This is a genomic window from Terasakiella brassicae, from assembly GCF_014641495.1.
Lineage (GTDB): Bacteria > Pseudomonadota > Alphaproteobacteria > Rhodospirillales > Terasakiellaceae > Terasakiella > Terasakiella brassicae.
Window position 1 is genome coordinate 1 of record NZ_BMHV01000051.1, and the last position, 7,436, is coordinate 7,436.

Annotated in this window: 7 protein-coding genes; 2 read left to right on the top strand and 5 right to left on the bottom strand. The window is 42.1% G+C overall.

Going from position 1 to position 7,436, the window contains the following annotated elements:
* Nucleotides 1-539: 539 nt before the first annotated feature.
* The gene (locus IEW74_RS16820) at nt 540-1,913 is read left to right on the top strand and encodes an EH signature domain-containing protein (protein ID WP_188667278.1); all 1,374 of its coding nucleotides are present in this window, start codon (nt 540-542) and stop codon (nt 1,911-1,913) included.
* Nucleotides 1,914-1,929: 16 nt separating this feature from the next.
* Entirely contained in the window at nt 1,930-5,355 is a 3,426-nt protein-coding gene (locus tag IEW74_RS16825; RefSeq protein WP_188667280.1) for an SNF2-related protein, read from the top strand.
* A gap of 23 nt (nt 5,356-5,378) precedes the next feature.
* Here IEW74_RS16825 and IEW74_RS16830 read toward each other — a convergent pair whose 3' ends face one another.
* The 5 genes from IEW74_RS16830 to IEW74_RS16850 form a co-directional block, all read right to left on the bottom strand.
* Nucleotides 5,379-5,852, bottom strand: coding sequence for a hypothetical protein (locus IEW74_RS16830; protein WP_188667282.1), 474 nt, complete (start codon nt 5,850-5,852; stop codon nt 5,379-5,381).
* Complete coding sequence (locus IEW74_RS16835) at nt 5,836-6,132, bottom strand: hypothetical protein (protein ID WP_188667284.1); 297 nt, start codon at nt 6,130-6,132, stop codon at nt 5,836-5,838. The genes IEW74_RS16830 and IEW74_RS16835 overlap by 17 nt, the downstream gene beginning before the upstream one ends.
* A 2-nt stretch (nt 6,133-6,134) precedes the next feature.
* Entirely contained in the window at nt 6,135-6,398 is a 264-nt protein-coding gene (locus tag IEW74_RS16840; RefSeq protein WP_188667286.1) for a hypothetical protein, read from the bottom strand.
* Nucleotides 6,399-6,403: 5 nt separating this feature from the next.
* A complete protein-coding gene (locus tag IEW74_RS16845) occupies nt 6,404-6,652 on the bottom strand; it encodes a hypothetical protein (protein ID WP_188667288.1) in 249 nt (82 codons plus the stop codon).
* Nucleotides 6,653-6,922: 270 nt separating this feature from the next.
* Nucleotides 6,923-7,436: IS3 family transposase (locus tag IEW74_RS16850; protein ID WP_188667290.1), on the bottom strand; the 514-nt coding region annotated here is incomplete at its 5' end.

The following is a 7,436-nucleotide window of genomic DNA, read 5'->3' on the forward strand; positions in this document are numbered from 1 at the left end:
TCGATTTTACAATCCCAAACGCCGACATTCATATCTGGGAAACATAAGTCCAATGCAGTTTGAATTGAACGCCGCCTAAATGGAGAAGGTGCTCTCCAGTTTTAGGGGACGGGTCCATTAGGTGAACGTTCCCTGTTTCAGAACCGCTGTAATACTGCTTTTGCAGTTTTAGAAGCCATTCAGATTGAAGGTCATACAGATGACTTGAATTTATCTTTGTCACTACGAAACCGAGAAAGGATGCTCGATAACTATGATCTCTCTGCTCGACGGAGCACGGAAATGTTCAGGGCAATGACCCAGAGGCACTTGTCTCATCTTGTCGAATACAAAAACCTTAAAGGGCAACCGATTTTGTCGTTCTCAGGTTATGGTGACATGAGACCTCTTGTGCCAAATACAGACCAGAAATCTCGTGCTACAAATCGTAGGATTGATCTTCGTTTCATTATGGCGACGCCTAATTCGGTTGATCAAATTGATCAGATTAAGTCCAGTCTGATGTTGGGACGTCCACCGTTGGAAAAAAGAGTTGTCCCATGAAACTCTCCGAACGATTAGAAATTGAAAAGAACAAAGTCGCTCCCTCATTTACACCGTTAGTGCAAGGAATAGGAGGGGTTCAGAAGGAGGTGTTTCTAATCAATGAAAAATGGCCGGATGCAGATCATGCAAATATTGATGATATTGACCCCGAAGAATTGTGCTTAGAAATGACTGCTCGTTTGGGCCGTGGAGACGGGTTTTCAGGATCGCACTGGGATGGAGTGGCATGGTCAAAAGCATGCCAAACAGTGAGAGCCTTATGGGAAACAGATTTATGGGACAATACAGGTTTCACGGAATTACGAGATTTTTTCTCGAAACTTGTGAAAGTTGATCCTCGCCCATATTTAGTTCAGGTTTTTTATAATTTATATTTTGAGACCTTCCAATCTGGTAGTGTTCGTACAACCCTGATCAAAGAGATTTTACAGGTTACATACAAACGCCTTCGTACAGATATTTCGGAACTGGTGGAAGAGTTCGACTTACTTGAGCCTACTCAAGCTCCTTCGTCTATATCCTACCTAATGACAGACTTTGATAATCCTTACGATGGATTACAAGAGATGGGCATTGCTGCCCCTCATTCAGAAGGTTTAATGGAAGAATGCCATTTAGAATTTCTAAAACGACTTGAAAAGCCTTTGGCTGATGGAGATAGCTCCTCCATTCTTCGGCTTTTCAAATGGCTTAAACCCAAACAATCTATTCCTCCTTTTGAGCTTGGTGCGACTTCTGCAATTGAGGCACTTCTATTACCATGGAAAGACAGAGACCCCTCGCAAGATACGAAGAAACTCATTGTTGACAATCTGATTGCAATGTTTGGGGACCCACGCTTAAACCGTTCTGGACCATGGATGGTTATGAGCGATGCGGTTGAACAGGTAATAATGAGATGGTTGACTGAGGCCAATCTCATAGCCTTTTTGGACATCGTGGGCCGTGTGATTAAGAAAGAAGAACCACAAAACTATCATATGTGGCCTGATCGCCGAAAATTTTGGGAAAGCATGTGGAAGAAGAAACGCATTCAAGCTGCGTGGGTTGCTCTCAGTGATGCAGGGAGGGCTGAGGCTAAAAGAATTGCCATGGAAACCGGGAGTAAAGGTTTGCTTGGTTTTGCAAATGTAAATGGTGATCTGCACAAATGTTTTCTGTTTCTAAAGTGTGGAAACAAAATAATTGCGGAAGGCTCACACAATTTTAAAGTTCATGTTTTTGACGAAAAACAAGACACATGTCCCAAGCTATTTCAGTCTTCGTACACAATAAATCGCATCAGGCACGGCAACGCACAATTCGGTTCCTTTACGCATGACGCCTACCGTCATTGGGAACAGAAGGTATTGCAAGCGTTAATGTAGTAAATGGTATCAATGAATGGCTATTAATATTGAATTCAACGATCAAGAGGTCCTCATTTCCTTTCAAGCCGACGGGGCTGGTTTTCTTACTCGCTTGTTTTCAAACCAAGGAATAGAAACAAAGGATTGGTCTAAAGAAAACCAATCGTTATGCCTTGCTTTCGCTGAACTCAGAGCATATCAGGAACTGAATGAAGAAAGCGTCACTATTAACGATGAAAGCGTCCTGCTAAAACATGATGCAGTAGCAGCTTTATCTGAAAATGCGGCCCTCGCTTTAGGTTTACCTGAAACGTCTCCCTACATTTTACAAGCGGATATTCAGGGTGTTGTCGGCCACCATAACTTTAACCTAAAGGCCACTTGGTCTGATGGGGTTGATCAGATCACTTGCGAGCGAAATGGTGCTATCCTCAACACTATTGACGGCACATATAGAATTCCAGACCCATTATTTTCAGCCATTGAAACAGCAGAGGGTTTCATCCCAGAAAATACTGATTTCTCAGGTCATTGGGAGGCTTTGGCTCATTTCAGGAAGTTGCTTGGTTTTGTGGATGAAGGTGAAAAATCGCTTGAACCAACACGAGGGCAACGGATTAAGCTCACTCAAGCTCTCGACAATATGGAAGTATATACGGCTGCGGCATTCTCCTTACATATTGATGAAAACGAGAATTTCTCACCAATGCTCTTTGGCAGCGAAATAAATGAAAAGAAATCTAACGGTGAAACAATCAACGAAAACCATGGCTGCTTATCAGATGTCGATCAAAGCATTTTTGATGCTGATCCAAGACGAGGTTTTTCATCCTTTGATGAAGCCAAGGGAACATATTCTTTGGGAGCTAATAAATATTTGATCATTGATCAAAACCTATTACCGGCTCTCAAAGTGGTTCGCCAGAAACAGAAATCTTCTAAAATTGAACAAAAAGAATTTCTTAAAAACCCTATTAAAGAAATCTCAACAGCCATTGAAACTCATCTTGAACAAACGGGACAGCTTGAAGGTTTTGATGATATTCAAATTGAAGAAATAGTCGAACAGGTGTCCGTCAATTTATTTGTTGAAACACCAGAGTATGCAGATAGAGCGATTGGGATAGGAGTCTGGGAACGCCCGAATTTGAGCTTTGTAGACAAGCAGAGTAGTCCATGGATGCCTGAGACGTTTGGTGTTCAATTGGGAGATCAGTGGGTTCCGTTGAAAGTAGAAGAAACTTCAATTCTGTCAGACAAAATCGAAGAGGCTATTCGGGCAGGGCAAAAAGAAATTTTCTTTAATGGCATTACTGTTGAATGTACAGCCGAGCATCTGGAAACGGTTCAAAACCTTACTTCTCAACAAGAACCTGAAAGTGGGCGGGGCAGTGGACCTGCTCCTGATGGTGACCCTCGTCAAAAAGAGGGTCCTGTTCATGCTGCGATATTGCAGGAAAACTTTCTCGAAATGGAATGGGAACCAGACATACCCAAAAGAAAGTGTGTGATCCCGAAAGAGTGCCCCTCGTCTGTTCAAACAACATTAATGGGACACCAAGAAGAGAGTTTGTTGTGGATGATTAACGCTTGGGAAAGCGGATTGCCCGGCGTTTTAAATGCTGATGATCAAGGGCTTGGTAAGACTCTTCAAACCTTATCTTTTTTATCATGGCTAAAAGATAATATGGAAAATGGAGAAGACATCAAAAAAGCTCCTATTCTCATTGTTGCACCAACATCACTCCTTAAAAACTGGGAGGCCGAAGTTTCTAAACATCTTGATGCTGAGGGGCTTGGTATATTGATCCGAGCATATGGCTCGAACCTGAAAAAAATTAAACAGGAAGGGGTACTTGGGACCGATATTCAAGACGGGACTGAAAAACTGAATTTCGATGATTTGAATGTTGCCGTTTCAACAGGTAATGGCCACCAGTTTTGGGTATTAACGACCTACCGAACTTTGGCAAACTATCAACATTCTTTCCGTACCATCAATTTCTCAACAGTTATTTTTGACGAAATTCAAAACATCAAAAACCCGGCCTCTTTCAATTCACATGCTGCTCGAAGCGTGGTTGCTGATTTTCGTATCGGTTTGACCGGCACGCCAATTGAAAACCATGTGGCTGATTTATGGGCGATTATTGATTCTTTGGCTCCGGGGAAACAAGCAAGTTTGAAAGAATTCGTTTCGTATTTCAAAGACGTGACTGAGAAAAAAATGAACCGCCTTCACAAGTCTGTTTTTGGCGAACGTGAAGGTATGCCCCCAATTGGTTTGCGAAGAATGAAAGAGGAAGTCATTGGGGATTTACCTCGAAAAGATTACATAATTTATCGTGAGGATATGCCTGCGGAACAAATGCAGGCATATGATGCGATACGACCGCAATTAAAAGATGCTGCCAAAGGGTCAGCAATCAAGCTACTGCACCATATTCGTTCAGTATCGTTGCACCCTGATCGTGTGGACACTTGTGGGGCCGATCATTATGGTTTTGCCGATAAGTCAGCCCGATTGAAAGCCGCGTTAAAAGTATTGGCTGAAATCAAGGAACGAAAAGAAAGAGCACTAGTTTTCATTGAAGATCATCGCATGCAATGGTTTTTCAAAGAACTATTAAATCGTTCATTCGGATTAAGCGATGTTCGGGTTATCAATGGTCAAACACCAATCCCACGACGAATGAGATATGTTGACGAGTTTCAACAGCACCTCAAACAAGAAGATGAGTTTGATGTGATGATTCTTGGCCCCAAAGCAGCAGGTGTCGGCCTTACACTAACTGCGGCCACGCATGTCATCCATCTATCACGGTGGTGGAACCCAGCAGTGGAGGAACAATGTAATGACCGTATCTATCGTATTGGGCAAAAGAAGGATGTGAAAATCCATATCCCGCTGGCGATCCACCCCGGTTATAAAGATCGTTCATTTGATTGCATCTTAAATGCCTTGATTAAACGTAAGAAGGCACTTTCACGTTCAGTCTTATGGCCTCCTACAAATGATGATTTTGATATTCGAAATTTAATGGAAGTCCTAACAGATAGCGAACCAAAGCCGCTTCCTGATATTGACAATTTTGACTATCTTAAGTTTGAGAATTGGATTGCAGAAGGTATGGCAGCAACACAAGAGTGGTCCGTCCGCGAAACGCCTCGATGGGGCGATAAAGGGGCCGATGTTGTATTTGTCAACAAACACAAAAAGGATTGCGGTGTAATCGTGCAGGCAAAGCATGTCAGTTCACCAGACACTTCTATCGGTCACGAAGCTGTAGAACAAGTGCTGCGGTCTTCTGGTGAATATGGTTTGGATACTCCAAGCCTCGTTGTGATTACGAATGCCAAGAAATTCACAGGTAAGGCAGTTGAGTTAGCTCATAGAAAGAATGTCATTTTAGTTCCCCGGAGCCACTTATCACTCTGGCCGGAGCATGTTTTAGCCTGACTGCGTGACGAAGTAACTGAGAGTTAGTTTGCGATTAATAGATCGACCATTGATGGAGTTGAAAACCATCCAATAAGCACTAACCCAATAGCACCAGTCGCTCTTGCATAAGGTGATTCAACATGCAGCATACCGGGGATCATTGCCCCTAAAGCACCTAATGAAATTGCCGAACAGCCTTGAAAAACAAACATTTGGAATGTAGTCGGATTTGGAATGGCGATAGCAATAATTACCATTAACAGAATCAGAAATAGCCCAATTGCTGTTGATAAAATAATTTGCCACTTAGGAACAGGGTGTTTGTCTTTCATAGCTTTCGTCTCAAATCCAAAAGTAGGTAAATTCAGAGCTTCAAATTCAGTACGTAATTCTTCTACCTTTGTTTTTGAAACATTGTGGAGGTCTCTTTGGACAATACGTTGCATATTTGCAAAAGCATGACCAGACGGAGTGAAGTTAGAATATGAAACCAAGTCATTATGACTTTTTAACATTTTTCATATGCTCTATAAATTCTTCTAAAACCGCATAACAATCCTCAGCAAAGCCAGTTGCCCATGTTCCGCAATTATTTGCTCCAAGTAAGGCACTCTTTCCTACAAGTTTTTCCATGTGGTTGAAATAGTCAAGAGCAATTGAATGACATTGGAGCAAATCTTCATTCGAGATGTTATTTAATCCCTTTGAGAGCATTCCTTTGAGAGAATCTTTATAAATGCTTCGAAGCTGTTGCCCCTTCACATCAAGTTCAATAACAGATGTTTCGTTATTCATCGTTATTCATCGTTATTATTCGGTTTCGTGCATAGTTTTAAAAGTGTTTTTAGGTCCGTATTGTCAATACCTTCATTCAGCATTACCAGCACAGGGCCAATAATCTCTTGTACAATATCTAAAAGATCATTTTTTGAAAGTTCATGACCTAAACTATGTTTTTTCGCAAGAACCTCCGAAATTCGTTGAATTTCTGTATCTGTAGGTGACCACTCTACAATTTGTGCACATCGCTCTATTTCTTTTTTTATATCTTTCAAATTCATTAGACTTACTTTTCTTTGCTGATGAGTTTCAGGAGTGTTGTTAGATCAGTGTTATCAACACCCGCATAGGTGTGGCTTCCAAAACTAGGACAATATTTTGCGATTGTTTGCTCTAGTTCTTGCCCAGAGATAATTCTCCCTTGAACTTGAAGATACCGCTTAATGTTTTGAATTTGTTGCGAGGTTGGCTCCGCTGGCGAGAGACCATATTTACGCCTTAGAAGGTTTTTTAGTTCGTTATTTGGTGTTGGCATAATGTCCCTCACAGCAATACAAAAAGTTTACACGAGATTATATTGATTTATTATGCAATTAAAAGAAGTTTTTTGCGAGACCTTTGCCGTCCCGGATCATCCATATATCGGCGGTACAATTCCGACAGCGTGATAGATGGTTTCTTCACGGGTAACGTCTTACCGATAACTTCTTCCACAACCGTTTTGATTAACGTCCGCAGACAGAAGTGGCCCCCATATGTTGGACAGTTTAGCAGCGAATTTAAGGTGGGATGCCTGAGTTAATATTTATGCTGCGATACCGTTCATCGGGGTTAACCCCGATGAACGGTAGTAAACCCAATTTGGCGGGACGCCGTCAAGGGCTGAATGTGGACGGTGTTTGTTATATTTCTCCATCCAGCGATTAATTTTCTGGCGGGCATCCTTGCCGCCTTCAAATCCGTAGAGATAGACACATTCATATTTCAGGCTTCGCCACAACCGTTCGATGAAGACGTTATCCATCCACCTGCCTTTGCCATCCATGGAGATTTTAATCTTCTGGTCTTTCAGCGTCTCGATCCAATCAAAACCGGTAAATTGGCTCCCCTGATCGGTATTAAAAATTTCCGGCTTGGGATATTTACTCAAAGCATCTTCCAGAGCTTCGACGCAAAAGCTGGCATCCATAGAGTTCGATAATCGCCAGGCTAAAACCTTGCGGCTATACCAATCCATGATGGCAACAAGATAGAGAAAACCTCGTTTCACGGGAATGTAGGTGATATCGGCACACCAGACCTGATTAGGCCGATCAATA